We start from the raw sequence: 25,718 nt of genomic DNA on the forward strand, positions 1-25,718 counted from the left end.
TCCCCGAGACCGTCGCCATGCGCGAGATCCCGACCTTCACCTGGGGCGCGATCTTCCAGGACCGCGAGGCCGCCCGCTACCGCGCGTCGTGCGCGCCGCCGCCGAGATCACCAAGCTCGAGCTGCCGGACGACGCGGCGCGCCATGCTCGACGACCAGCAGCTCGCCGAGAAGACCTTCGTGATGTGGGACCTCATCCACGACCGCACCCACATGCGCGGCGACCTGCCGTTCGACCCGTTCATGATCAAGCAGCGGATGCCGTTCTTCCTCTACTCGCTCGAGGAGCTGCGCTGCGACCTGACCGCCTTCCGCGAGTCGCGTGCGATCGAGCGCGCCTGGCGCGCATCGCCGCGGCGGAGCTCTCCGACGCGAGCGGAGATGCCGACACGCGCACCTCGTGCAGTACGCGGTGATCTTCGACCGCATCTTCCGCTTCGCGATCACCGGCAGCCGCGTCGCAACTACGACGGCGCTCGGCGGCCAGCTGCTGTTCGCGTGGCTGCACCAGCGCGGCGTGCTGCACTGGACCGACACCGCGCTCGCCTTCGACTGGGACGCCGTGCCCGACGCGGTCGTCGCCCTCGGCGACGCGATCGACGACCTGTACTGGCGCTCGATCGACCGCCCGAAGGTCGCGCACTGGCTCGCCGCCTACGAGCTCGTGCGCGGACGCTCACCCCGCACCCCGCGTCGCAGTGGGCCGCGGGCTGTCCGGACGAGATCCTCGCCGGGCTCGCCGAAGGGCTACACCGACGCCGTGCTGGACGACGAGTTCCCGCTGTCGATGTTCTTCGAGAGCGCTCGACAAGAAGATGGCCCGTCATCGAGTCGACCGCCGGCATCCGCGGCACCGACGACTGACACGACCTCCGCGCTCGCGCGGTTCTGAATGTGACGCTGGGGCGCCCCGCTTCTGCGGCCAGGCGACGGATGGTTCCGCGAACTCTGGCCGCAGAAGCGCCTTCCCTGCAGGAGAGTTGACGACATGAACGCATCTTCCGCCGCATCCGGACGCCTCGTGCTGCTGGCCGGCGCCACCAGCGCCTCGGGCCTCACGCTCGCGCGAGCTCTGCTCTCGGCCGGTGCCCGGGTGATCGCCACCGGGCGGTCCGCGGAGCGTCTTCAGCCGTTGGCGGATGCCGGCGCGCAGGCCGAGATCGCGGACGCGACCTCGCTCGCCGACATGACCGCTCTGGCTGCCCGCATCGGGCCCATGGATGCCGTCGTCCCTCTGGTCGGCGGGTGGCGCGGGGGCGGGGGCCTCGCCGGGCAGAGCGATGAGGACTTCGCCGCACTGATGCCCGCGCTCGACGCCGTGCGTGCGACCAGCCGCGCGTTCGACACCGCACTGCAGCGCGTCGGATGCCGGGCGCTTCGCCATCGTGTCGTCCACCGCCGTCGCACGGCCCCTTGCGGGCGGCGCGAACTACGCCGCGGTCAAGGCCGCCAGTGAGGCGTGGGCGCGGGGAGTCGCGCAGGGCTTCGCCAAGGCCGCGCGGGAATCGGGTCAGCCGTTGCGCGCAGCATCCGTCGTGTTCCGCGCCAAGGCCCTCGACGCCGACGCCCTCGCCGCCCGCATCGTGGGCCTCTGGGATGAGGACGCCGCAGACCTCAACGACCGGGTGCGCGATCTGGACTGACGGGTGCGGGCTCCGAACCGACCGGTTCGGGGCGTGCGGGTTCTGAGCCTTCCGCCTCCGGGCCCTCCGCGTCCGCTTCCTGCTCGGATGCAGGGTCGGGAGCGGTGTCAGGAGCGGTCGCGTACAGCGCGGTGAGCTTCCGGTACGACTTCGTGAAGAACGCCAGAGTGCCGACCACGACCATGATCAGTCCGGCGAAGAGGCAGATGAGCGCGATACCGCGAGCCTCTCCCTCCCCCAGGAGCCACCCCCACTGCTGCTGCCCCTCGGACGTCTTCATGTACGGGATGATCAGGAACTCGGCGATCGGCGCGATCAGGAAAGCGGTGATCGGCGCCGCTGCCGCCTCCATCGCCGCGGCGACGCCGAACACGCGCCCCTGCCGCGCGAACGGCACGACCTTCTGGATCACGGTCTGCTCCGCGGCCTCGACCGGTGGCACCAGGGCCATGTAGATCCACATGCCCACGACATACAGCGGCCACCACTCGCGCAGCATGAACACCGCGCCCAACAGTCCCATCGCGATCACGACGAGCAGCATCGTGCGCATCGGCTTGGCGCCGAGGCCGAATTTCGCGACGAGCCCGCCACCGATGAGGAAACCGGTCGACGCGAACGCGAGCGCGAGTCCCCACATCTGCGCGTCGAACAGCGTCAACCCGTACGGATCCATGAGCGCCATGTAGACGCCACCGATGAGGTTGTTGAAGGTCGAGAAGATGATGAGTGCGAACAGTCCGGGCGCCAGCCGGATCGCCTGCACGCTGCCCCGGAAATCCAGCGCGCTCTTCGCCTCGGGGTCAGCCTCGGGCACGCCCTCCGGGATGCGGATGAACAGCAGGTGCACGAAGGTCACCACCATCGCCGCGATCGCGATCGCCAGGGTCCACCCCATGCCGAGAAACCCGATCGAGAGTCCGGAGAAGACGCTCGTGACCAGGAACGCGAGGCCCTGCACAGTGCCGACCAGGCCGTTGGCGTTGGCGCGCTTCTCTTCGGGCACGAGCAGGGTCACCGTGGTCGACAGTGCGATGTTGCGCAGCTGCTCGATCACCCCGCCGAGCAGGATGACGGCGGAGAACAGCCAGAACCACGGCCCACCGAGATCGAGCAGCGCACTCTCGGGCTGCGAGACGTAGACGACACCCGCGAGCAGGAAGGCCACCGCGGAGATCACGCTGGAGAGCAGCATGACGGTGTGCTTGCGATGACGGTCGACGATCGTGCCGAACATCATCGCGAAGAAGGCGATCAGCAGCATGTACGCACCGCCGATGATGCCGGTCGCCAACACCGACCGCGTCTCGATGTAGACCCAGAACGTGAGCGCGAACCACAGGAAGCTCGTCGTCACGTTGGCGATCAACGTGTTGACGAGCACATTCGCGAAAGCCCTGTTCGCCGCGGTGCGCTGCATGCTCCGAGGGTAGAACGCCCCTCCGACATCCGGAAGGCCCCCGGCCCGGGGGTATCCGTCGCCGCGCCGTTTCCGATGACCACCGGGGCCGTAGGCTGGACGGGTGAGCATTCAGCATGACCCCGCGATCCGGGGCTTCGCCAGTGACAACTATTCCGGCATCCACCCCGAGGTCCTCGCCGCCATCGCGACTGCGAACGACGGCCACCAGGGCGCCTACGGCAGCGACGCCTACACGGCACGACTGCAAGAGGTCTTCCAGGCGCAGTTCGGCGACGACGTCGAGGCGTTCCCCGTGTTCAACGGCACCGGGGCGAACGTCACCGGCCTGCAGTCGATGCTTCCGCGCTGGGGCGCCGTGATCGCGGCATCCACGGCGCACATCAACGTCGACGAGGGCGGTGCCCCCGAGAAGATCGGCGGGTTCAAGCTGCTGACCGTGCCCACCGATGACGGCAAGCTCACCCCCGAGCTGATCGACCGTGAGGCCTGGGGCTGGGGCGACGAGCACCGCGCTCAGCCGCTCGTGGTGTCGATCACGCAGTCGACCGAGCTCGGCACGCTCTACAGCGCCGACGAGATCCGCACGATCGCCGACCATGCGCACGAGCGCGGCATGAAGCTGCACCTCGACGGCGCCCGGTTGTCGAACGCGGCTGCCGCCCTCGATCTGCCGCTGCGCGCGTTCACGCGCGACGCCGGCGTCGATGTGCTCAGCTTCGGCGGCACCAAGAACGGCGCGATGCTCGGCGAGGCGGTCGTGGTGCTGAACCCGGCGGCATCCGATGGACTCGTCTACTCCCGCAAGTTCAACATGCAGCTCTCCTCGAAGATGCGGTTCGTCTCGGCACAGCTGATCGCCCTGCTCGAGGGTGACCTGTGGCTGCGCAACGCGCGGCATGCCAACGCGATGGCAGCGCGCCTGCGCGGTGAGATCGAAGACGGCATCGCGGCCGGCTCCATCAACGGCGTCGCCTTCACGCAGCCGACGCAGTCGAACGGCGTGTTCGCGACCGTCCCCGACGGCGTTGCCGACGCGCTGCGTGAGTCGTTCCGCTTCTACGACTGGGATGCCGCGCGCAACGAGGTGCGCTGGATGTGCAGCTTCGACACGCAGGAGTCCGACGTCGACGCCTTCGTCGCCGAGCTCGCACGCCTCACCGCGCGCTGAGCCGAGACCGCGTCAGAGGTCGACGACGCGGGTGAACTCCTCGCGCGTGGTGCGCAGGTGCGCGCGCATCGCCTCTGCCGCGCCCTCGGCATCGCCCCCGCGGACCGCGTCGAGGATCGCCTCGTGCGCATGCCAGCTGGAGTCCTTGACGAAGTCGAAGCTCATGAGGTCGACCGGCTCGAACATGCGCACACGCGCCTCTTCGACGGCGTCGCGCACGAACGAGTTGCCCGAGGCCTCGGCGAGCGCGATGTGGAAGTCGGTGTCGGCGATACGCGATTCGGCCTTGGTCGCGGATGCCGCGAGCTCCCGCTGCGCCAGGGCCATCGCCTCGAGGTCGGCCTCGGAGCGCCGTGCCGCGGCGAGTGCCGCCCCGCCCGACTCCACGATCGCGCGGAACTCCGTCAGATCGCCGATCTCGGCCGAGCGCGTGCGCACCTCCTCGCGGATGAGTCGGGGGTCCATCACGGCGTCCTGCACGATCGCACCGCCCGCTGCCCCTCGCGAGATCACGATCTGCCCGCTGCCCTCGAGGATCCGCAGTGCCTGCCTGAGCGTCTCGCGGGCGACACCGAGCTGTTCTGCGAGCCGTCGCTCCGGCGGCAGCCGATCACCGGGGCGGATGCGTCCGAGCGCCATCTCGCGCCGCAGGAACCCCGCGACGGCCTGGTACCCGGAGACGGGTTGCAGCACGGCGCGGGAGAAGTCGCGGTGCGCCTCGTCACGCTCGCCCATGCGTTCTCCGTCCGTCTAGAGGGGGAGCCCCGGGCGGTCCACGCCGACGATCTGCTTCCCCACGAAGAAGTCAAGCACATCGTCATCGCCGTGACCGCCGAGACCACTGGCGCCGAAGAAGCTCTGCGCCGAGGACGGGGACATGTCGAGCACGCTCGTGCCGTTCACCTTCACCTCGCCCGCGACGAGACGGGTGCCGAGGTCGGCGGCGGCGGGGATGTCGGCGCCGAAGACGTACCCGGCGAGTCCGACCTGGCCCGTGTTCGCCAGCCGGACGGCCTCCTCCTCATCGGAGTATCCGCCGACCAGGATCATCGGCCCGAAGACCTCGTCGGGGAGGCCCGGGCCGTCGAGCACGGCGACGGTGGGGGCGAAGAACGAACCGTGCGTGGGCACCTCCGCCGCGCGCACGACGTCGGCGCCCTGAGCGAGCAGCCGATCGCGCTGCTCCTCCAACTCCTCACGTCGGGCGGCGAAGGCCACCGGGCCCACCTCGGTCTCGGCATCCAGGCTCGACCCGATGACCCTGCGGCCGAACTCGTCGACCAGCAGGGCTGCGAGTTCGTCTCGGCGCGCGCGGTCGACGAGCACGCGCCGCGGCGCCTCGCACCACTGACCGGAGAGCTTCAGCACCCCGTCGGCGAGAGCCTTCGCCGTCGAGGGCAGGTCGGCGTCGGCGCGCACGATCGCGGCGTTGTTCGATCCAAGCTCCAGCTGCAGGCGAGCGAAGCGCGCGGCGGCCGTGGCCGCGATCGCCCGCCCCGTCGGCGTCGACCCGGTCATCGAGATCGCGGCGATCCGCTCATCCGCGACGAGGCGGCGACCCACGCCTCCGCTCCCCTGCACCAGCGAGATGACGCCGTCGGGGATACCGACCGCCTGCGCTCCTTCCATCAGCACCTGCGCACTCCACGGCGAGAACGACGACGGCTTGAGCACGACGACCGCGCCGGCGGCGAGCGCGAACGCGGTCTTCTTCACCGCCATCGCCGATGGGGCGTTCCACGGGAGGATCAGCGCGGTGGGTCCCCACGGCACCCGATGCGATCGCACGCCGCCCTGATCGGCGGGAAGCGCGCGCGAGTCTCCGACGGCGACTGCCCGCCGCCCGGCGTCGCGGAGCGTCGCCCCGTTGGCCCCTCCGAACAGGCGCGTGACCGAGATCGGAACACCGCTGTTGATGGCGTCGAGCCGCGCGATCTCCTCGGCGCGCGCGTCGATCCAGTCCGCGAGCGCGTCGAGCTTCTCCGCCCGAAGCTCGGGCGCGAGTCCCCGCCAGCGCCTGTCGTCATGCGCGGCCTGAGCCGCACCGACCGCGCGATCGACCTGATCCGTCGAGCTCGAGAGACAGGCGGCGATGGCAGTACCCGTGTTCGGATCGTGCAGCCACGTGCCGTCGCTCTCCGGGCTCTCCTCGGCGTCGCCGCCGATCCACGTGCGCAGCGCGGGGTAGGTCATGTCAGATCCGATCGAAGTAGCGGTGCAGGTCCCAGTCGCTCACGCGCGACATGAACGTCGTCCACTCGTGCGTGAGCAGCACCTGCTGGTGCGAGATGAGGTCGGGGGTCAGGATGTCGGCGACGAGCGGACTCGCCCCGAACAGGTCGCCCGCTTGCCTCGGGTCGGTGGGCATCGCCCCGTCCCCCGGAAGGTCGTAGGCGCTGCCGATGACGGGGGCATCGAGTCGCGCGCTGCTGCGCATCCCGTCGCGCGCCGATGCGAGCACTCCGGTGAGCGTGAAGTACGGGTTGGTGTCCGCACCGGGAAGGCGGAACTCGAAGCGCAGTGCGGACGGGGTGTGTCCCACGACCCGCACGGTCGTCGTGCGATTGTCGAATCCCCACGTGCGCCCGCTGCCGGCGACATCGGTCGAGTTGCTGCGGCGGTACGCGTTCACGGTCGGCGCGTACCAGGCCATGAACGCCGGGGCATGACTGAGGGCGCCGGCGATGGCCGATCGCATGCGCGGGCTCAGGTGATCGGGCGCCGTGTCGTCCCAGAACGCCGAGGTGCCGTCCTCGTCGAGGAAGGAGACGTGCACATGGCACGACGACCCCGGCTGGTCGTTGAGCGGACGTGCCATGAACGTCGCCGACATCCCCGCCCTGGCCGCAGTGTCACGCACCGCGAGCTTGTAGAGCGCATGGCGGTCAGCCATCTCGAGGGGATTCCCATACGTGAAGGTCATCTCCCACTGTCCGAGGCCCCATTCGCTCTGCGCGGCCTCGACCAGGATGCCGCTGGCCCGCAGATCTGCGCGCAGCTTCTGGAAGAACGGCTCGTACAGGTTGCCCTCGTGGATCATGAAGTCCGAGGGCGTGAGCGTCGTCGGCTCCAGATCGCGGAATCCCGACGTGCGGAGTTCACGGGGATCGTTGCGGAACAGGTAGAACTCGAGCTCGGTGCCCACCTGCGGGGTGAGTCCCATCTCGGCGATCCGCGCGAGCTCCTGCTTGAGCAGCACGCGCGGCGAGAGCGCCATCGGTTCGTGGGTGTGCACGTCGACCGGATCGGCGAGGCAGATCGCGACGCCATCGAGCCAGGCAGCGGGACGCAGCGTCTCGAGATCGGGGATCAGCGTCACATCGGGCACCCCGTTGTGCATTCCGCACAGGGCGAACTTGTTCGCGTCGATCAACTCCAGCCCCTGGTCGATGTCCCACGCCCAGGCGCAGGTACAGATGTCGACGCCGTTCTCCACCACGCGGCCGAAGCCCTCTACGGGGATGCGGCGCCCGACCAGGCGTCCCTGCAGGTCGGGCGTCGCCACGATCACGGTGCGGATGCCCGCCGCCTCGAGCTCGTCGGGGGCGAGCCGCACGTCGTCGATCATCGCGTCAGCCACCCTCCGTCGACGGGCAGCTGGATGCCGTCGATCCACGATGCCTCATCGCTGAGCAGCCACGACACGGCGGCGGCGATGTCGGCGGGGAGCCCGACACGTGGCACGAGCAGCCGCTGCTTCATGAACTCCAACGCCTCGGGACTGGTGACGCTCTCGTAGTCGAAGAAGTCGGTGGCGATCGGCCCCGGAGCCACGCAGTTGACCCGGATGTTGCGGGCGGCGAGCTCGACCGCGAGCGCCTTCGTGAGCATGGGCACGCCGCCCTTGCTCGCGTTGTAGTGCGGCTGGGCGGTGCCGGTGCTCGTGACGACGACGAGCGCCTCGACGGTGGAGAGGTTCACGATCGCGCCGCCACCGGATTCGCCGATCAGCGGAGCCACCTCCTGCGCGACGAGGAACTGCCCCTTGAGGTTGATGTCGAACACGAAGTCCCACGCCTCCTCCGTGAGCGTCTCGAAGGAATGCTCGGTGACCACCCCCGCGTTGTTCACGAGCAGGTGGAGGGCTCCCCAGGATTCGCGGGCAAGATCGACGGCCGCCCGGATCTGCTCCCGCGATCGCACGTCGACCTGCGCGGCGAGCGCGACGCCCCCTGCGCCCTCGATCAGCGCCACGGTCTCGGCGGCCCCATCGAGCGACACGTCCGTGACCAGCACCCGCGCCCCTTCGGAGGCGAGTCGTCGCGCCGTCTCGCGGCCGATCCCTGAACCTGCTCCGGTGATGAAGACGTTCTTGTCTGCGTGTCTCATGACTTCTCCTTGTTCTGCGACGCCTAGGCGACGTGCTGGGTGGCGGATGCGGCGCCGAGCGACGAGTAGGCGGTGGACTGCTCGATCAGCCAGCCGAAGATCGGATCGCCTCCGAACGTCTCGGGGTGCCATTGCACGCCGACGACGGGGAGATCCAGGATCTCGATGGCCTCGACCACCCCGTCGGGGGCGGTGCCGGTGACGACGATCCCGCGTCCGGGGATGTCGACGGCCTGGTGGTGGAAGGAGTTGACGCGCGTCGTCGATCCGTACAGGGCGTGCGTCACACTCCCGGGAGTCGTGCGCACCTCATGCACGCGCTGCGCGCGCGGGTAGGCGTAGGAGCCGTGCGATTCTCCCTCGCCGAGCGCGAGGTGCTGGCGCAGAGTGCCCCCACGGACGACGTTGATCAACTGCGCACCGCGGCAGACGCCGAGGACGGGAACACCTCGGTCGATCGCCGCCTCGATCACCGCGGATTCGAAGTCATCGCGCTGCGGATCGACGAGCACCGTGAACGGGCCGGGCGCCTGCCCGTAGCGCCGAGGATCGACGTCGTCGCCGCCGACGATCACCACGCCGTCGAGACGGTCGACGAGGTCGTCCGGCGCAGCATCCATCGGCAGGTGCACGGGCAGCCCGCCGGCGCGGACGATCGAGGTGGCGTATTCACTGAGGTAGGCCTCGAGCGGCGCATCGGCGAAACCGTGCGGAGCGCCGATGACTCCGGCGCGGGTGCGGCGACCGGTGATCCCGATCAGAGGGCGGGGTGAGGTGGGGATGCTGATGATGTCCATCTTTCGTGTCCGGTGCGGGGGGGCGTCGCGTCAGGCGTTCTCGTCGAAGCGGCGGATGATCTGGGCATACGCCTCGGGCGATGTCGCGCGCATGACGGCCGCCTGGATGAGTCCGATCACGGGCGCCACCACCACGACGGAGACCAGGGTGATGCTGATCGGTCCCCATGCCGGCTGGCCGTCGGCATCCACATCGCTCACGAGCAGGGGGAAGTTCGCGGCGATGAGGGCTGCTGAGACGGCGAGGCCGAGGAACCCGAGGCTCGGGGCGATCACCGTGTGCCAGGGGCTGCGCAGCACACGGTTGCGCGCGAAGTAGACGATCACGGCGAGGCAGGTCACCGCCATCAGGATGACGATCGCCAGGGTTCCGATACCGGCGAACCAGGAGAAGATGTTCTCCGGCGCGAAGCCGATGAGCGCCAACACGATCACCGCGAGCGCGGACGTCGCCACCTGCACGATCGAGGCGATGTGCGGTGAGCCGTGCGTCCTGTGCACGCTACCGACACGGTCGGGCAGCAGCCGGGCGTTGGCCATCGCATGGTGATACCGCGTCAGCACGTTGTGCAGCGACAGCACCGCGGCGAACATGCTCCCCAGGAAGAGCAGCGCCACGATCACCGATCCCACGGGCCCCAGGTACTGCTCGGTCACGCGGGTGATGAGCGTCGTGGGATCCGCCGCCGCCTCATCGACGATCGACCCTTCGCCGACGCCGATCACGATCGTCCACGAGGCGAAGGCGTAGAACAGTCCGATCACGATCGCCGACGCATAGGTGGCGCGCGGGATCGTGCGCTCGGGATTGCGCACCTCGTCGCGGTAGACGACCGTCGATTCGAAGCCGATGAAGCTCGCGATCGCGAACATCAGTCCCAGCGCGGGAGCGCCGGAGAGGACGTTCTGCAGCACGAAGGTGCCGAAGGTGACGCCCTCCGCCCCGCCGGTGATCAGGATCACGACGCCGAGCAGCACGACGATGCCGATCTCGGCCAACAGCACGATCACGAGAACCCGGGAGCTCAGCTCGATCCGGCGGTAGCCGAGGCTGCCGACGATCGCGATGTTGGCGAGCGTGAGAAGCCACCAGGGGATCTCGGGTCCGCCCAGCAGCGCGATGCTCGAGCTGATCGTCGCGCCGAGGTACGAGAACACCGCGATCTGCACCGTCGTGTAGCAGATCAGGGCGAGGTACGCGGTGGCGAGGCCGGGCGTGCGGCCGAGGCCGTGCGTGGCGAAGACGAAGAACGACCCCGCCTTGGGCAGGTAGCGGCTCATCGCCGTGAGCCCGACGGAGAACAGCAGCAGGATGACGGTGGCCACGAGGAACATCACCGGGAACCCGATCCCGTTCCCGACGAGGTAGCCGATCGGCACGAGGCCGCCCACCACGGTGAGGGGAGCGGCCGCGGCGATCACCATGAAGGTGACGGCGACCGCTCCGAGATTTCCGCGCAGATCGCGTCCCTGTGTCGTTCCCGCGCTCTGCGACGTCGTCGTCGAAGCATCCATGTGCAGCATCCTTTGCTGATTGGGCTAATGGTCTACTTTCTAGCCCATTAGCCCAATCGAGCGCAAGAGGTCTCTCGGATGAGCCCCGTCATGCCGCGTGCGGAGTCAGCGCTTCGACTTGCGGTACCCCGCCTTGACCGCCGCTGCCTCACTGGAGAAGCACTCCTCCGGCTTCGTGCGCGAGTAGTACTGGCCGGAGGGGACATGGTAGATCCCCGAGTTCGCGTTGCCCTTGATCGGCGCCCAGCTCGGGCAGTTCCACGCCGAGACGGGCTTCGTGCGGGCGGGGTAGCTCACGGCGCGGGTCGTCGCCGAGGTCTTGGCGGCGGTGACGTACCCGCTCTTGGTGCCGGTGACCCGGACCGTGATCGTCTTCTTCACCATGGCCGCGGTCACCACCAGGCTCGATCCGGTCGCCCGGTTGATCGCCTTCCCGTTCAGGTACCACTGGTACTTCAACACGGTTCCGCTCGTCCAGCTGCCCGCTGATGCCGTGAGCCGGGATCCGACGATCGTCGAGCCGGTGATCTTCGGCGTCGGTGCGGTGAGGATTCCCTTGACCGCCGCGGTCGCCTTCGAGCGCTTGGACGCACTCGCGTACCCGGACTTGGTTCCCTTCACCACGACGGTGATCGTCTTCTTCGTGGCGGACGCCGGGATCTTGAAGGATGCCGCTGTCGCCTTCGCCACCGCGACGCCGTTGACGTACCACTGGTAGGTCAGGCGGCTGCCCGACGTCCAGGTGCCCGCCTTGACCTTGAGCGTCTGCCCCACCGTGGCCGTGCCGGTGATGGTGGGCGTCGGCGCGGTGAGCGGACGCACCACGGCCGCCGTCGCCGCAGACGTCTCGGTACGGGGCGCGAAGGCCGACTTCTTGCCGGTGACCTTGACCGTGATCCGCTTGCCGGCGACCGCCACCGGGAGCGCGAACGAGGCCGCTGTCGCCTTCGCGATGGCCGCGCCGTTGGCGTACCACTGGTAGGTGAGAGTCGCACCTGCGGTCCAGGTGCCCGGCGCCGCCTTCAGCGTCTGACCTACGGTGGTCGTGCCGCTGATCGTGGGGACCGAGGAGTCGAGGATGCGCAGCGCGGCGAGCACGACGTCGACAGACGGCAGGCTCTGCGCCTGTGCGAGGGTGATCGTGGCCGCCTTGGCGAAGCTGGGCGCGTCGTTCCACCATTCGGATGCCGCTCCCGCAGCCGCCGAGACGAACGCGATGCGGTACTGGCCGGCCGGCAGCCCGCCGACCGCGAAGGTACCGGCGTCGGTGACGTAGCCTGCGGCGGTGGCGATCTCGCCGGAGCCTCCGGCCGGGTAGACCACGGCGGCGACCTTCTGGCCGGTGATGTTCACGTTTCCGGGCGCCGTCACCATGCCGGCGATCAGCGCCGACGGCTCCAGTGTCGCGTCGTACGGGAGCCCTGCGGCATCCACCGTCTCCGGCTGGGCGGTGTCGAGGCCGACGCCGTCACGACCCCACAGGTCGAACACCGCGCGGCCCTCTGACAGCACGGCGATGACGACCTGGCCGATCGGGGCCCAGAGCGCGTAGGTGCCGTCGGCGGCGACCGGGGCGGCGGCCAGCGGGGCGGTGATGCTCGACCCCGGGGCGTAGGCGACGACGAACGTGCGCCCGCGGGTCAGATCGACCGCGCCGGGGAAGCCGATGGTGCCGGAGACGCCGGCGCTGCCTTCCGGCGCCTCGGCCGGAGACTCCGCGGCGACGGCCGCGGCTGCGGCGAGCGCGAGCGGGAGGCGATCAGCGAAGGAGACATGCGCAGGGTCGACCGCGGCAGGCACGGAAGCGATGGTGGTCGACGCCGAGGCCGGCGCGGCGACGGCGACGAGCATCGACGCGAAGAGAGCGGTGGCGATCGCCACCGCGGCGGCGCGCGACGCACGGATGCGGGCAGGGAAGGTCATGGCGGCCTCTCAGGCAGGAAGCGGCCCGGGTGACCGCACAGGGTGGGCGCTCTGAACAGATCCCCCACAGACATGGATACCGGAGAAACACCCCTGCGCGCCACACCCCGACGCGCAGAGTGCGGACGTTGCGCGTTCCGACCTAGCGGAGCAGGCCGAGGTTCGCGAGAGCGAGGCGGATCAACGTGCCCCGACCGCCCTCCATCTCGGCCGCGACAGCGTCGGAGCCCGCAGCCTCCGGAGAGAACCAGGTGACCTCGAGCGCATCCTGGCGAGGTTCGCAGGTGCCGGTGACCGGAACCACGAAGGCCAGCGACACCGCGTGCTGGCGGTCGTCGTGGTACGCGCTCACGCCCGGGATCGGGAAGTACTCGGCGACGGTGAACGGGAGCGGCTGCGGCGGCAGCAGCGGGAACGCCATCGGGCCGAGGTCGTTCTCGACGTGGCGGAAGAGCGCATCGCGGATGGTCTCGCCGAAACGGATCCGTCCCGACACGATCGTCCGCGTCATCTCCCCCATCGGGGTCGAGCGGAGGAGGATGCCGATCTCGGTCACCTGACCGGAGCCGTCGGTGCGCACCGGGATCGCCTCGACATAGAGCATCGGCAGGTGACGCCGCGCCTCTTCCAGGGCGAAGTCGCTCAACCAGCCCGGGTTGCCATCCGGGGACGGCGGCTGACCATCGCCGAAGCCGCCGAGGCCGTCGTCGGGCTCGGGATCGGGATCAGGTGTACGCACCGCCATGTGTCCTTTCTACCAGCCACACCCGTGCGAGGACACAGCGTGGACGTCGGGGCCCCGACGACGTCGGTCGTTGCTGGCAGGATGAAACGGTGGATGACGACCTGACGATCGATGACGCCGCGACCCTCTGGTCGGCGGATGACCGAAGGGGCGCGCCCCTGCTCGTGCTGCTGCACGGGTACGGCGCCGATGAGCGCGACCTGTTCGGACTGGTGCCCTATCTGCCGGAGGGCATCGTCGTGGCATCCATCGCCGCCCCTCTCGCTCCGCCGTGGCCGATGCCCGGCCGCTCCTGGTACGCGATCGAAGGCCTCGACGGACGCAGCCCCGACGCGGTGACGGCGGCGGCCGAAGCCGTGCTGCGCTGGCTCGATGTCGCTGCAGACGGAGCGTCCTCGGTCGCGATGCTCGGCTTCTCGCAGGGCGCGGCGGTCGCACTCCAGGCGCTGCGTCTCGCTCCCGAACGGCTCGGCTCCGTCGTGGCCCTGAGCGGGTACGCCGCCCCGGGCGAGATGCCCCACGACGACGATCTGAAGGAGCTCCGGCCTGCGGTGTTCTGGGGTCGGGGGTCTCACGACGACGTCATCCCTCCGGCACTGGTCGATCACACCGCCCAGTGGCTCCCCGACCATTCCGAACTCTCCGGCCGCGTCTACGCCGGTCTCACGCACAGCATCTCCGAAGACGAACTCAGCGACGTGCGGGCGTTCCTCACGAAGTGGATCGACGCGATCCCCGCGTCCTGATCCGCGTCTCCCGCCGCACCTCTCCCGCCGAACGCCGCGCGACACGCCCGGGCTTGCGCACCGGCGACACGCCCGGGTATCGTCGTTGAGTCCTGTCCGCCGTGTCTGGAAGTCCTTTGATCTGATCCGTCGCCTCCGCGCTCTCTCACCCGCGCGCTGACCCGACGATCGCCGACTCACACGGCCGCATCCCTCCGTTGTGCACCCCGCATCACTGCGCCACGTGCCGCGAACGCTCCGACCTCCGTCGGTACTGAGGAGATGTCTCGGTGTCAGTGCTCCCCGCACTCGACTGGAGACACTCATGTCAACCCCGACCCCGCACGCATCGGTCACCCTCGACCGCCTCACCTTCACCTGGCCCGACGGCACGACCGCGCTGAGCGAGGTGTCCGGCTCCTTCGGCTCGGGCCGCACCGGGCTCGTCGGCCGCAACGGATCCGGCAAATCCACCCTCCTCCGCCTGATGGCGGGCGAACTGGCCCCGACGTCCGGCACCGTCACCACCACCGGCGACGTGGCCTACCTGCCGCAACGCCTGACACTCGACGTGGATCGCCGCGTCGCCGAACTGCTCGGTGTCGCGACGGCGCTCGATGCCGTGCGCGCCATCACCGCCGGTGACGTCGACCCCGCGCACTTCGACGCGGTGGGAGACGACTGGGACATCGAAGCGCGCGCCGTCGTGTCGCTCGCGGAGGCCGGGCTCGCCCCGGACTTCCTCGACCGCCGCATCGGCGAGCTCTCGGGCGGCGAAGCCGTGCTCGTGGCGATCGCCGGCATCCGGCTGCGCCGCGCGCCGATCACGCTGCTCGACGAACCCACCAACAACCTCGACCGTGAGGCGCGGACGATGCTCGCCGCCATGATCACGGCGTGGAAGGGCACGCTGGTCGTGGTCAGCCACGATGTGTCGCTGCTCGAGCTGATGGACGACACGGCCGAGCTGTACGCCCAAACCCTGAGCGTCTTCGGCGGACCCTATTCGCAGTGGCGCTCCTGGCTGGACGCCGAGCAGGACGCCGCCAGACAGGCCGAACGCGACGCGGCACAGAGCGTGCGCCGGGAGAAGCGGCAGCGGATCGAGGCCGAGACGAAGCTCGCCCATCGGTCCCGTACCGCGAAGAAGGCCGAGCGGGAGAAGCGGGTGCCGAAGATCATCGCACACGGACGCAAGATGGCCGCGGAGGTGTCGGCCGGCAAGCTGCGCACCGAGGTCGGAGCGAAGGAGGATGCCGCGCGCAGCGCGCACGAAGAGGCCGGACGGCGGATCCGCTCGGATGCCTCGATGAAGATCGAATTGCCCGATCCGCAGGTCTCGCGTGCCCGCCGGATCGCGACGATCGGCGACGGCCAGCGGTCATGGGTCGTGCAGGGTCCGGAGCGCGTCGCACTGGTCGGACGGAACGGAGCGGGGAAGACGACGCTGCTGGAACGGCTGGTGGCGAGCGCTGCCGGTTCCGGGCTCCAGAACTCCGGAGATTCTGTGCCCGACGAGCCCGTGCGGCCGGAATCGGCCCCGGAAGGCGCGGATCTCCGGAGTTATGAACGACCGGAGCTGCAGGCCGAGGCCCATACCTCGCTGATCGGATATCTGCCGCAGCGCGTCGACGGGCTGGATGAGACGCGCTCCGTGTTCGAGAACATCGCGGCGACCGCGCCGCACGTGCCCGAGAAGGAGCTGCGCAACCGGCTCGCCCGGTTCCTGATCCGCGGGGCCACGGCGGATCGCCCCGTCGCCGCACTGTCGGGCGGTGAGCGGTTCCGGGTGGCGCTCGCGTCACTGCTGTTGGCAGATCCGGCACCGCACCTCGTGGTGCTCGACGAGCCGACCAACAATCTCGACCTCGACACGGTCGAGCAGCTCGTCGACGCCCTGCGCGCCTATCGCGGCGCCGTGCTCATCGTGAGTCACGACGACGCATTCCTCGCCCGACTCGACCTCGACCTCCGGCTGGAGATCGAGGCGGACGGCGCGTTGCAGACAGCCGAGGGATGAGCCGATGCCCTCACTCCGCGCGCATCGGGACCTTCACATCGCCGCCGGCCTCTTCGGTGATCCGCGCACCCATCTGCACGAAGGTCGGTTGGGAGATGAAGCCGCCGGCGAAGAGAGCCTGGCCCTGTGCGAAACCGGATGACCGGCGGATCGCGTCCTCCGATGCGAACCCGAACACCTCGGCGATCTCCGCGAGATCGCGGGGAGCGTTCATGCGCATCAACGCGAGGTTGTCGCACTGGGACAGGACGTTGGGGTGGATCTTGGTCGGGCGCTGCGTCGAGAGCAGCAGCCAGAGGCCGAACTTCCGCCCCTCCGCGGCGATCTGCACCAGTTGCTCGGTCAGGGCTCGCTCGACGGCGGTCTGCGGATGCGGAGAGCAGAGATTGTGCGCCTCGTCGATGACGATCAGCACCGGCCTGCGCTCCTCGCGGCGCGCCCAGAGGTGTTCGAGCACCGCGAGCGCGGCGACCTTGGGCTCGGCAGGGTGCGCGAATCCACCCAGATCGAGCACCGTCGCACGGGGACGCTCGTCGATCACATCGACGACGGATGCCGCGCCGCGCGACCACAGATCCCATTCGAGGACCTGCAGGTTCTCCATGCGGTTCGCGAGCCGGCGCTCGCCCTCATCGCCCGCGGCCCGGAGACGCGCGAGCATCGACGCCGCATCGAACCCGTCCGTATCGGCGTCGGAGTGCAGGAGCACGTTGTATTCCTCGGCATCCGCGATCGGATCCAGCTGGAGCACGGCGCCTTTCGACGCGGGTGCGAGCTCGGTGTACCGCACGTGCAGAGGCTCGCCTTCGGCGCGACCGGAACGGAAGACGCGGATGTCGCTGGCGTCGATCCGCGAGGCGTCGTCGGCCGCGGCGGTCGATCGCGTCTCCCGCAGCCGCGTGTAGTCGCCGTTGGGATCGAGGATGAGCAGCGGGAGTTCGGTGTGCAGCAGCAACTGTTCCAGCACGACCCCGAGCGCGTAGGTCTTGCCGCTGCCGCTCTGGCCGCACCAGAACGTGTGGCGGTTGAACCGGCGGGCATCGAGGTGCACCGCGGTGTCCGCATCATCGACGGCGCTTCCGATCGTGAGAGTGGTCATGCTGCTGCCTTCCGTTCGTGCCCTGCGTGCCGCTGCACGCGATCATCCTCGTTCGACGGCGCGAGCGCCACCGTGAAGGATCGATCCCGCAGCCCTCGACCTGTCACACTCATCCCATGACGACTCCGGAATCCGTCGGGCTCGCGGCCCGTCTCGCCGAGCTCGAAGCCGAGAACGCCCGGCTGAAGACCGCCCTGGGCGCTCCGGTCCCCGCCGGCCCGCCGCGGCACGTCCGCTCTCGCGGATGGTCGGTGCTGTCGGCCGTGCTCATCGTGCTCGGGCTGGCCCTGGGGTCGATCAGCGTCGTGACGTCGTATGCGAAGAACCAGCTCACCGATACCGAGATGTTCGTCTCGACGTTCGCGCCCCTCGCCGACGACCCCGAGGTGCAGGGAGTCGTGACGGATGCCGTCACCGGCGCCATCACCGACGCCGTCGACCTCCCCGGCCTGACAGCGACCGTGTTCGATGGGCTTTCCGGCCTCGATCTCCCGCCCCGTGCGGCATCCGCTCTCGGACTGCTCCAGGCACCGATCGCACAGGGGCTGCAGTCGCTCGTGCGCGGCACCGTCGAGGACTTCATCGCGTCGCCCGCCTTCTCCGACATCTGGGCAGCGACCCTGCGTACCACCCACACACAGGTTCTCGCCACGATGCAGAACGATCCAGGAGCGGCCCTCACCATCGCCGCGGGAGGCTCGCTCGAACTGCAACTGGGCCCGATCATCGCCGAGGTGCGCAGCCGCCTGCTCGCCAACGGTGTGACCTTCGCCCAGGCGATCCCCGCCATCGATCGCAGCATCGTGATCGTGCAGGACGCCTCGCTGGGCTCGCTCACCGCGATCTACGCCGTGATCGTCGCGGTCGGCTCCTGGCTCCCCTGGGTCGCGCTCGCACTGCTCACCGCTGGGGTCTTCGCCGCGCGTCACCGGCGCCGCGCGCTGGTCGCGACCGCCATCGCCGCGGGCGTCCTGATGGGAGTGCTCGGGCTGGCGATCGCGATCGGCCGGACGATCGCGGCGGCCGCGATCGCCGGCGGTGCCGTGACGGCCGGCGCCGCGGAGGTGATCTACGACGCCGTCACCGCCGCCGCGGCGAACACCGTGCTCGCGATCGCGGTTCTCGCGATCGCCGTCGCCGTGACGGCATGGGCGAGCGGACCGGCACGACCTGCTCGATGGCTGCGCGAGACGAGCGGGACCGTCGCCGCCGCCGCGCGATCCGCCGGCGATCGTCGAGGGATCACGACCGGGGCGATCGGTCGGTGGATCGACCGCAATCACGTGCTGGTGCTCGCGGCGATCGCCACGATCTCGGCCGCGGTCGTGCTCTTCACCCGGCCGCTGTCGGGATCCACGATCATCGCGACGTTCGTCGTCGCCGTGCTCGCGGTCGTCGTCGTCCAGCTCGTCCGCCGACCGGATCGCGATTCCGTGCCCGGCACGGAGCCTGCGGACCGTGCCCCGGGCACGGCGGCATGATTCGAGGGCGTTCCCGCCCCGGATGTCGGTGGTCTCGACGAAGATGGACAGATGGGTGACGTGCTCGAACGCTTCACCCCGGCCACGCAGGACTGGTTCCGGGGTGCGTTCCCCGCGCCGACTGCCGCCCAGGTCGGCGCGTGGGAGGCCATCTCCGCCGGCCGGCACGCCCTCGTCGTCGCACCGACCGGCTCGGGGAAGACGCTCTCGGCGTTCCTGTGGGCGATCGACAGCGTGTTCCGCGAACGCGCGGCGCACGACGACGCCGTCCCACCCAAGGGCGAACCGCGCACGCGCATCCTCTACATCTCACCCCTGAAGGCCCTCGGCGTCGACGTCGAGCGCAACCTGCGATCTCCTCTGATCGGCATCGGTCAATCCGCCCGGCGTCTGGGAGTGCCCGCGCCCTCGGTCACCGTCGGGGTGCGCTCGGGCGACACCACGTCGAGCGATCGCCGCAAGCTCGTCTCCGATCCACCCGACATCCTCATCACGACGCCCGAGTCGCTCTACCTGATGCTCACGAGCCGGGCGGGCGAGACGCTGCGCGGAGTGCACACCGTCATCATCGACGAGGTGCACGCGGTCGCCGCGACCAAGCGCGGCGCGCATCTGGCGGTGAGCCTCGAACGCCTCGACGCGCTGCGTGCGGGTTACGGCTCCGATGCTCCCGCACAGCGCATCGGTCTGTCGGCCACGGTCCGACCCATCGATGAGGTCGCGCGTTTCCTCGGCGGTTCCGCGCCGGTCGACATCGTCGCACCCCCGGCATCCAAGACGTTCGAGCTCGGGGTCATCGTGCCGATGGACGACATGACCAACCCTCCCCCGCCCCCGGGCGTCTCGGGAGAGTCGTCCGACGCCGAGTACACCGAGGTGACCGGGTCGGTGTGGCCGCACGTGGAGGAGGCGATCGTCGACCGCATCCTGCAGAACAACTCCACGATCGTCTTCTCGAATTCCCGACGCCTCGCGGAGCGGCTGACCGGACGCCTCAATGAGATCTACTCCGAGCGGATCGGCGCACCGCTGCCCGACGCGAAGGTGCCCGCTCAGATGATGGCGCAGGCCGGAGCCACGGCCGGTGCCGATCCCGTGCTCGCCAAGGCGCACCACGGCTCGGTGTCGAAGGAGCAGCGAGCCCTGGTCGAAGAGGAGTTGAAGTCGGGCGTGCTGCGGTGCGTCGTGGCGACCAGCAGCCTCGAGCTCGGCATCGACATGGGTGCCGTCGACCTCGTGATCCAGGTCGAGGCCCCGCCCTCGGCGGCCTCGGGCCTGCAGCGGGTGGGACGCGCAGGGCACCAGGTCGGCGAGATCAGCCGCGCGGCGCTGTTCCCCAAACATCGCGGCGATGTGCTGCACACCGCGATCGTGACGGAGCGGATGCTGGCCGGCAAGATCGAGGCCATCCAGGTGCCGCGCAATCCGCTCGACATCCTCGCGCAGCAGACGGTCGCGGCCAGCGCGCTCGGGGCGATCAGTGTCGAGGAGTGGTTCGAGACCGTGCGTCGGTCCGCTCCCTTCCAGTCGCTGCCGCGGTCGGCGTACGAGGCGACGCTCGATCTGCTGGCCGGGCGCTTCCCCTCCGACGAATTCGCCGAGCTGCGGCCACGTCTGGTCTGGGATCGGGATGCCGGCACGCTCACCGGCCGACCGGGTGCCCAGCGCATCGCGGTGACGAGCGGAGGCACGATCCCCGACCGCGGACTGTTCGGGGTCTTCGTCGCCGGTGAGACGACGGGCGCGCGCGTGGGCGAGCTCGACGAGGAGATGGTCTACGAGTCGCGGGTGGGCGATGTCTTCACGCTCGGCACCACCAGCTGGCGCATCGCAGAGATCACCCATGACCGGGTGAATGTGATCCCTGCGTATGGCCAGCCGGGCAAGGTGCCGTTCTGGCACGGCGACGGGATCGGTCGCCCGTTCGAACTCGGCGAGGCGCTCGGCAGGTTCTCGCGTGAGGTGTCGACCGCCGCTCCCGAGAAGGCCACGCAGCGACTCATCGACGCCGGCCTCGATGAACAGGCGCGGGCGAACCTGATGGCCCACCTCACCGAGCAGCGCGAGGCCACCGGCACCCTGCCCACCGATCGCACGCTCACGGTCGAACGCGGGCGCGACGAGGTCGGCGACTGGCGGGTCATCCTGCATTCCCCATACGGCATGAAGGTGCATGCGCCGTGGGCGCTCGCGATCAACGCCCGCGTCCGCGAACGTCTGGGCGTCGAGGGATCGGCCGTGGCGAGCGACGACGGCATCATCGTGCGCATCCCGGATGCCGAAGCCGAGCCCCCGGGCGCCGAACTCTTCGTCTTCGACCCCGACGAGCTCGAGCGCCTCGTGACGGACGAGGTCGGCGGATCCGCCCTGTTCGCCTCCCGCTTCCGCGAATGCGCGGCGCGGGCGCTGCTGATGCCGCGCACGAACCCGAATCGTCGGTCGCCCCTGTGGCAGCAACGACAGCGGTCGGCGCAGTTGCTCGAGGTCGCCCGACGGCATCCGACGTTCCCCGTGATCCTCGAGACGCTGCGCGAGGTACTGCAGGACGTCTACGACCTGCCGTCGTTGCGACGCCTCGCGACCTCGATCGCCGACCGCCGTGTGCGCCTGGTCGAGACGCAACCAGGGCAGCCCTCGCCGTACGCGCGCGACCTGCTGTTCGGCTACGTGGGCGCCTTCATGTACGAGGGCGACTCGCCGCTGGCCGAGCGCCGAGCCGCAGCGCTCTCGGTCGACCCCGCGCTCCTGGGTGAGCTGCTGGGCACGGTCGAGCTGCGCGAGCTGCTCGACCCCGAGGTCATCGCGCAGTTCGAGCGGGAGGCACAGCGCCTCGACCCCGAGCGCCGGGCGCGCGGTCTCGAGGGGGTCGCCGATCTGCTGCGCATGCTGGGCCCGCTCGACGCCGCGGAGGTGGCCGCGAGGCTCGCCCCCGAGACCGCCGAGACTGCCGCCCCCGCCGACGCCTCAGCCTCGGAAGCGACCAGCGCGGCCAGAACCGGTGCAGCGGGTGCCAGTGCGGCCGGTGTCAGCCCCGGCGATGTCACCGTCGCGGCCGCACACCTCGACGCCCTGGTGGCCGCCCGCCGCGCGATCCCCGTGACGATCGCCGGTGCGCAGCGGATCGCCGCGATCGAGGATGCCGGCCGCTTGCGCGATGCTCTCGGCGCGGCGCTTCCCACCGGCATCCCCGTCGCCTTCCTCGAACCCCTCGCCGATCCTCTCGGCGACCTCGTCGCACGCCATGCGCGCACACACGGCCCCTTCACGACCGATGCGATCGCCTCACGCTTCGGCATCGGCGCAGCGGTGGCGCGACACACGCTGCAGCGCCTGGAGTCGGCGGGTCGCCTCACCAGCGGGTACTTCCTCCCCGAGGCGGCCGGATCCGGCTCCGACATCGAGTGGTGCGACACCGAGGTGCTGCGCCGTCTGCGCATGCGGTCTCTCGCGGCCATCCGCGGCAGTGTCGAACCGGTCTCCCCCGAGGCGTATGCGCGGTTCCTGCCCGACTGGCAGCATCTGACGCGCCCCCTCGAGGGACTCGACGGCGTCATCGGCGTGATCGAGCAGTTCGCCGGGGTGCCGATCCCCGCGAGCGCCTGGGAGTCTCTGGTGCTGCCGTCCCGCGTGCGCGACTACTCCCCCTCGATGCTCGACGAGCTCACGAGTTCGGGCGAGGTCATCTGGTCAGGGCACGGCACTCTTCCCGGGCGCGACGGCTGGGTGTCGCTCCATCCGGCCGACCTCGCACCGTTCACCCTTCCCGAACCGGACACCGAGATCGGCGCCGACTCGCTCGAGGCCCGCCTTCTGACCGCGCTGCAGGCGGGCGGCGCGTACTTCGCCGGTCAGCTGAAAGAGATGACGTCGGCCGAGAACGAGCAGTCGGTGCTGGAGGCGCTGTGGTCGCTCACGTGGTCCGGTCACATCACCAACGACACGTTCGCGCCGATCCGGTCACTGCTGGCCGGAGGGTCGCAGGCGCATCGGGTGACGCGCAAGGCGCCGCGCACCCGCACCTACCGCGGGATGTCGCTGACGCGTTCGGCCCCGCGTCCGACCGCGATCGGCGGGCGCTGGTCGCTGCTCCCGACCGCCGAGACCGATGCGGCGCGGCGCGCCACCGTCAGCGCCGGGCTCCTGCTCGATCGCTACGGCGTCGTGACGCGCGGGGCGGTGCAGGCGGAGGGCGTGCCGGGCGGCTTCGCCCAGACGTACCGCGTGCTGGCGGGATTCGAAGAGGCCGGGCACTGCCGCCGCGGCTACGTGATCGAGAAGCTGGGTGCCGCGCAGTTCGCCGCATCCGCCACGGTCGATCGCCTGCGCACCTACGCCGGGCTCGCCGACCCTCCGCCGCGGAAGGCGGTGACGCTCGCCGCCACCGATCCGGCGAACCCCTACGGCGCCGCGCTCGCCTGGCCGAAGCTCGACGAGGTCTCGCACCGCCCCGGCCGCAAAGCCGGAGGGCTGGTCGTGCTGGTCGACGGTGCGCTGGTGCTGTATCTCGAACGCGGCGGACGCACGGTGCTGTCGTTCGGCAGCGACGGCGACGTGCTGCGGGCCGCGGCCACCGACCTCGCAGCGACCGCACGTGCGCGACGGCTCGACACCCTGACGGTCGAGAAGATCAACGGCGAGGGCGTCTACGGCACCGAGCTCGCGCTGGCGCTGCAGGAGGCCGGATTCGTCGCGACCCCGCGCGGATACACGCTGCGAAAGGCCGTCTGACCGATGAATCGAGCCGCCCCGTGAATCGAGCCGCCCCGTGATCCGGGAGTTCAGCACCGGCGTCCGCCTCCTGCTGCGCGGGTTCGGTGTCTGGCGCACCCGCCCGGGGCTGATGGCTCTCGGACTGATCCCCGCCGTCATCGCGGTCATCGTCCTTGTCGCCGTGCTCGTCCCTCTGGTGCTGGGCACCGGTTCGATCTCGACATGGCTCACTCCCTTCGCCGAGGGATGGACGGAGCCCTGGCGGGGCCTGCTGCGCGGTGCCGTCAGCCTCGTGCTCGTGGCCGCGGGGCTCGCGCTCGCAGGTGCCGTCTTCACCGCCCTGACGCTGACGATCGGCGACCCTTTCTATCAGCGCATCTGGCGCGCGGTCGAGCTCGACCTCGGTGACGCCCCTCCGGCCGACGGCGGGAGCTTCTGGACGACGCTCGGCGAAGGACTCCGCCTCGTGCTGCTCGGACTGCTCATCGCGATCCTCGTCCTGCTCCTCGGGTTCATCCCGCTCGTCGGGGGCTTCCTCGGCCCCATCGCCGGTCTGATCCTGTCCGGTCGCATGCTCGCTCGCGAGCTCACCGGCCGCGCGTTCGATGCCCGCGACCTGACGCCTCTCGACCGCGCCGCGCTGTTCTCGGGCAGCCGCGCCCGCGTTCTCGGTTTCGGCGTCGCCACACAGCTCTGCTTCCTCGTTCCCGGCGGGGCCGTCGCCGTCATGCCCGCCGCCGTCGCCGGCGCCACGATGCTCGGGCGCACGATGCTCGCGCGCACGCCCCTCACGAGCACGCCCCTCACCAACACAACCGCCATCGAACCCGAGGCGCGCTGATGCCCGAGGGCGACACCGTCTTCCGCACGGCCAGACGGCTCGACGACGCTCTGGCGGGCTCCATCTGCACCCGCTTCGATCTGCGCGTGCCGCAGGCGGCGACCATCGATCTCACCGGTCAGCCGATCCACGGGGCGAGCTCGCGCGGCAAGCATCTGCTGCTGCGCGTCGGCGACAGCACACTGCATTCGCACCTGCGCATGGACGGCGCGTGGTTCATCTACCGCCCGGGCGAGAAGTGGCGGCATCCGGCGTTCAAGGTGCGCGCGATCGTCGGCACCGCGGAGCGTGAAGCCGTGGGCGTCGACATCGCCGAGATCGAGGTCGTGCCCACCCGTGACGAGGACCAGCTCGTCGGCTACCTCGGCCCGGATCCGCTCGCCCCGGATTGGGATGCCGTCGAGGCGGTGAGACGCCTCGGCTCCGACACCCGCAGCATCCATGTGGCGCTGCTCGACCAACGCAACGTCGCGGGCTTCGGCAACGAGTACGCCGCAGAACTCCTGTTCCTGCGCGGAATCCTTCCCACCCGGCCGACGCCGGAGGTCGACGTCGCGGCCCTGATCGACCTCGGCGTGCGCACGATCCGCGCGAACCGCGATCGCTCAGGACGCACGTTCACCGGCATCGACCGACCGGGTCAGGCGACCTGGGTCTACGGCCGCGCGGGGCGCCCCTGCCGACGCTGCGGAACCCGCATCCGACGCGGGGAGCAGGGGGCCGATCCGACCCGCGAACGCATCACCTTCTGGTGCCCGTCGTGCCAGCGCTGAACCGCATCCCTCCGAGGGAATGAAAACACCCATCCCATGGTTGTGCATATATCCGGGGCATCTCCGGAGCACGGGAGGAATCGTGGGTAAGAACTACGTCGACATCGAGAACGACCAGGGCGCGACGCTGCGGTACCGCAAGCACGCGAACGGCCGAGGTCTCGTGGCGCACGGCGCGAAAGTGCACCCCAAGGCGCACATCGAAGCCGGTGCCTACATCGAACCGGGCGCGCGCATCGGCGCCGGGGCGACGATCGCACGAGGTGCGTGGATCGAACCGGATGCCGTGATCGGCGAAGGCGCGCACATCGACGCGCACGCGCACATCGGCCAGGGAGCCGCGGTGGGTGACAACGCTCATGTCGGAGTCCGCACCGACGTCGGAGCCGGCGCGCGCATCGTGCGCGGCGCACGGATCGGCGACGATGAGACGGTCGCCGCAGGGCTCACCGTCTCGACCGATCCGAAGGGCCTCTGGCTCGCCGCCTGACGCGCCCCCCAGCAGGACGCCCGCAGCAGCGACAGAC

At 70.1% G+C, this 25,718-nt stretch carries 19 protein-coding genes and 1 pseudogene; 10 read left to right on the top strand and 10 right to left on the bottom strand.

The features are described from left to right. Nucleotides 1-399 precede the first annotated feature (399 nt). Together P0Y60_16080 and P0Y60_16085 are read left to right on the top strand one after the other, a co-directional pair. Complete coding sequence (locus P0Y60_16080) at nt 400-891, top strand: DUF6421 family protein (GenBank protein ID WEK60797.1); 492 nt, start codon at nt 400-402, stop codon at nt 889-891. Nucleotides 892-987: 96 nt separating this feature from the next. Continuing rightward, nucleotides 988-1,642 (top strand): annotated as a pseudogene (locus tag P0Y60_16085) (SDR family NAD(P)-dependent oxidoreductase). Here the strand turns inward: P0Y60_16085 and P0Y60_16090 are convergent. Further along, nucleotides 1,614-3,062, bottom strand: a complete 1,449-nt coding sequence (locus P0Y60_16090) for an MFS transporter (protein ID WEK60798.1) — start codon at nt 3,060-3,062, stop codon at nt 1,614-1,616. The pseudogene P0Y60_16085 and the gene P0Y60_16090 overlap by 29 nt on opposite strands. A gap of 103 nt (nt 3,063-3,165) precedes the next feature. Between P0Y60_16090 and P0Y60_16095 the strand changes: the two genes are divergently transcribed. Then, the gene (locus P0Y60_16095; protein ID WEK60799.1) at nt 3,166-4,233 is read left to right on the top strand and encodes a low specificity L-threonine aldolase; all 1,068 of its coding nucleotides are present in this window, start codon (nt 3,166-3,168) and stop codon (nt 4,231-4,233) included. A gap of 12 nt (nt 4,234-4,245) precedes the next feature. Here P0Y60_16095 and P0Y60_16100 read toward each other — a convergent pair whose 3' ends face one another. The 8 genes from P0Y60_16100 to P0Y60_16135 form a co-directional block, all read right to left on the bottom strand. Continuing rightward, nucleotides 4,246-4,968, bottom strand: a complete 723-nt coding sequence (locus tag P0Y60_16100) for an FCD domain-containing protein (protein WEK60800.1) — start codon at nt 4,966-4,968, stop codon at nt 4,246-4,248. Between the two features lie 15 nt (nt 4,969-4,983). Beyond that, nucleotides 4,984-6,426 carry an aldehyde dehydrogenase family protein gene (locus P0Y60_16105; protein ID WEK60801.1) on the bottom strand — a complete coding sequence of 481 codons (1,443 nt, stop codon included), beginning with the start codon at nt 6,424-6,426 and terminating at the stop codon, nt 4,984-4,986. A 1-nt stretch (nt 6,427) separates the two neighbouring features. Next, nucleotides 6,428-7,801 (bottom strand): glutamine synthetase family protein, encoded by a 1,374-nt coding sequence (locus tag P0Y60_16110; GenBank protein WEK60802.1) that lies wholly within the window; start codon nt 7,799-7,801, stop codon nt 6,428-6,430. Continuing rightward, nucleotides 7,798-8,562 carry a glucose 1-dehydrogenase gene (locus P0Y60_16115; protein WEK60803.1) on the bottom strand — a complete coding sequence of 255 codons (765 nt, stop codon included), beginning with the start codon at nt 8,560-8,562 and terminating at the stop codon, nt 7,798-7,800. The genes P0Y60_16110 and P0Y60_16115 overlap by 4 nt, the downstream gene beginning before the upstream one ends. Nucleotides 8,563-8,585: 23 nt before the next feature. Continuing rightward, entirely contained in the window at nt 8,586-9,359 is a 774-nt protein-coding gene (locus P0Y60_16120) for a gamma-glutamyl-gamma-aminobutyrate hydrolase family protein (protein ID WEK60804.1), read from the bottom strand. 30 nt (nt 9,360-9,389) lie between these two features. Continuing rightward, nucleotides 9,390-10,874, bottom strand: a complete 1,485-nt coding sequence (locus tag P0Y60_16125; protein WEK60805.1) for an APC family permease — start codon at nt 10,872-10,874, stop codon at nt 9,390-9,392. 105 nt (nt 10,875-10,979) lie between these two features. After that, complete coding sequence (locus P0Y60_16130; protein ID WEK60806.1) at nt 10,980-12,797, bottom strand: hypothetical protein; 1,818 nt, start codon at nt 12,795-12,797, stop codon at nt 10,980-10,982. Between the two features lie 142 nt (nt 12,798-12,939). After that, complete coding sequence (locus P0Y60_16135) at nt 12,940-13,542, bottom strand: DUF4916 domain-containing protein (GenBank protein WEK60807.1); 603 nt, start codon at nt 13,540-13,542, stop codon at nt 12,940-12,942. Between the two features lie 89 nt (nt 13,543-13,631). Here P0Y60_16135 and P0Y60_16140 point away from each other — a divergent pair, with 89 nt between their 5' ends. Both P0Y60_16140 and P0Y60_16145 read left to right on the top strand, forming a co-directional pair. Beyond that, on the top strand, nt 13,632-14,288 hold the full coding sequence (locus P0Y60_16140) for an alpha/beta fold hydrolase (GenBank protein WEK60808.1): 657 nt from the start codon (nt 13,632-13,634) through the stop codon (nt 14,286-14,288). 304 nt (nt 14,289-14,592) lie between these two features. Continuing rightward, nucleotides 14,593-16,287, top strand: a complete 1,695-nt coding sequence (locus tag P0Y60_16145; protein ID WEK60809.1) for an ATP-binding cassette domain-containing protein — start codon at nt 14,593-14,595, stop codon at nt 16,285-16,287. 10 nt (nt 16,288-16,297) lie between these two features. On the opposite strand, the gene P0Y60_16150 is transcribed toward P0Y60_16145, so the two are convergent. Continuing rightward, a complete protein-coding gene (locus P0Y60_16150) occupies nt 16,298-17,386 on the bottom strand; it encodes an ATP-binding protein (protein ID WEK60810.1) in 1,089 nt (362 codons plus the stop codon). Between the two features lie 116 nt (nt 17,387-17,502). Between P0Y60_16150 and P0Y60_16155 the strand changes: the two genes are divergently transcribed. The 5 genes from P0Y60_16155 (at nt 17,503) to P0Y60_16175 (ending at nt 25,681) form a co-directional block, all read left to right on the top strand. After that, nucleotides 17,503-18,867, top strand: a complete 1,365-nt coding sequence (locus P0Y60_16155) for a hypothetical protein (protein WEK60811.1) — start codon at nt 17,503-17,505, stop codon at nt 18,865-18,867. Nucleotides 18,868-18,918: 51 nt separating this feature from the next. Then, nucleotides 18,919-23,595, top strand: coding sequence for a DEAD/DEAH box helicase (locus P0Y60_16160; GenBank protein ID WEK60812.1), 4,677 nt, complete (start codon nt 18,919-18,921; stop codon nt 23,593-23,595). Nucleotides 23,596-23,632: 37 nt separating this feature from the next. Then, a complete protein-coding gene (locus tag P0Y60_16165) occupies nt 23,633-24,418 on the top strand; it encodes an EI24 domain-containing protein (protein ID WEK60813.1) in 786 nt (261 codons plus the stop codon). After that, nucleotides 24,418-25,191, top strand: coding sequence for an Fpg/Nei family DNA glycosylase (locus P0Y60_16170; protein ID WEK60814.1), 774 nt, complete (start codon nt 24,418-24,420; stop codon nt 25,189-25,191). Before P0Y60_16165 ends, P0Y60_16170 begins: the two co-directional genes overlap by 1 nt. Nucleotides 25,192-25,273: 82 nt before the next feature. After that, nucleotides 25,274-25,681: a DapH/DapD/GlmU-related protein gene (locus P0Y60_16175; protein WEK60815.1), complete on the top strand. Its 408-nt coding sequence runs from the start codon at nt 25,274-25,276 to the stop codon at nt 25,679-25,681. The last annotated feature ends 37 nt before the right edge of the window (nt 25,682-25,718 follow it).

It is taken from the genome of Candidatus Microbacterium colombiense (assembly GCA_029203165.1).
Taxonomy (GTDB): Bacteria; Actinomycetota; Actinomycetes; order Actinomycetales; family Microbacteriaceae; genus Microbacterium; species Microbacterium colombiense.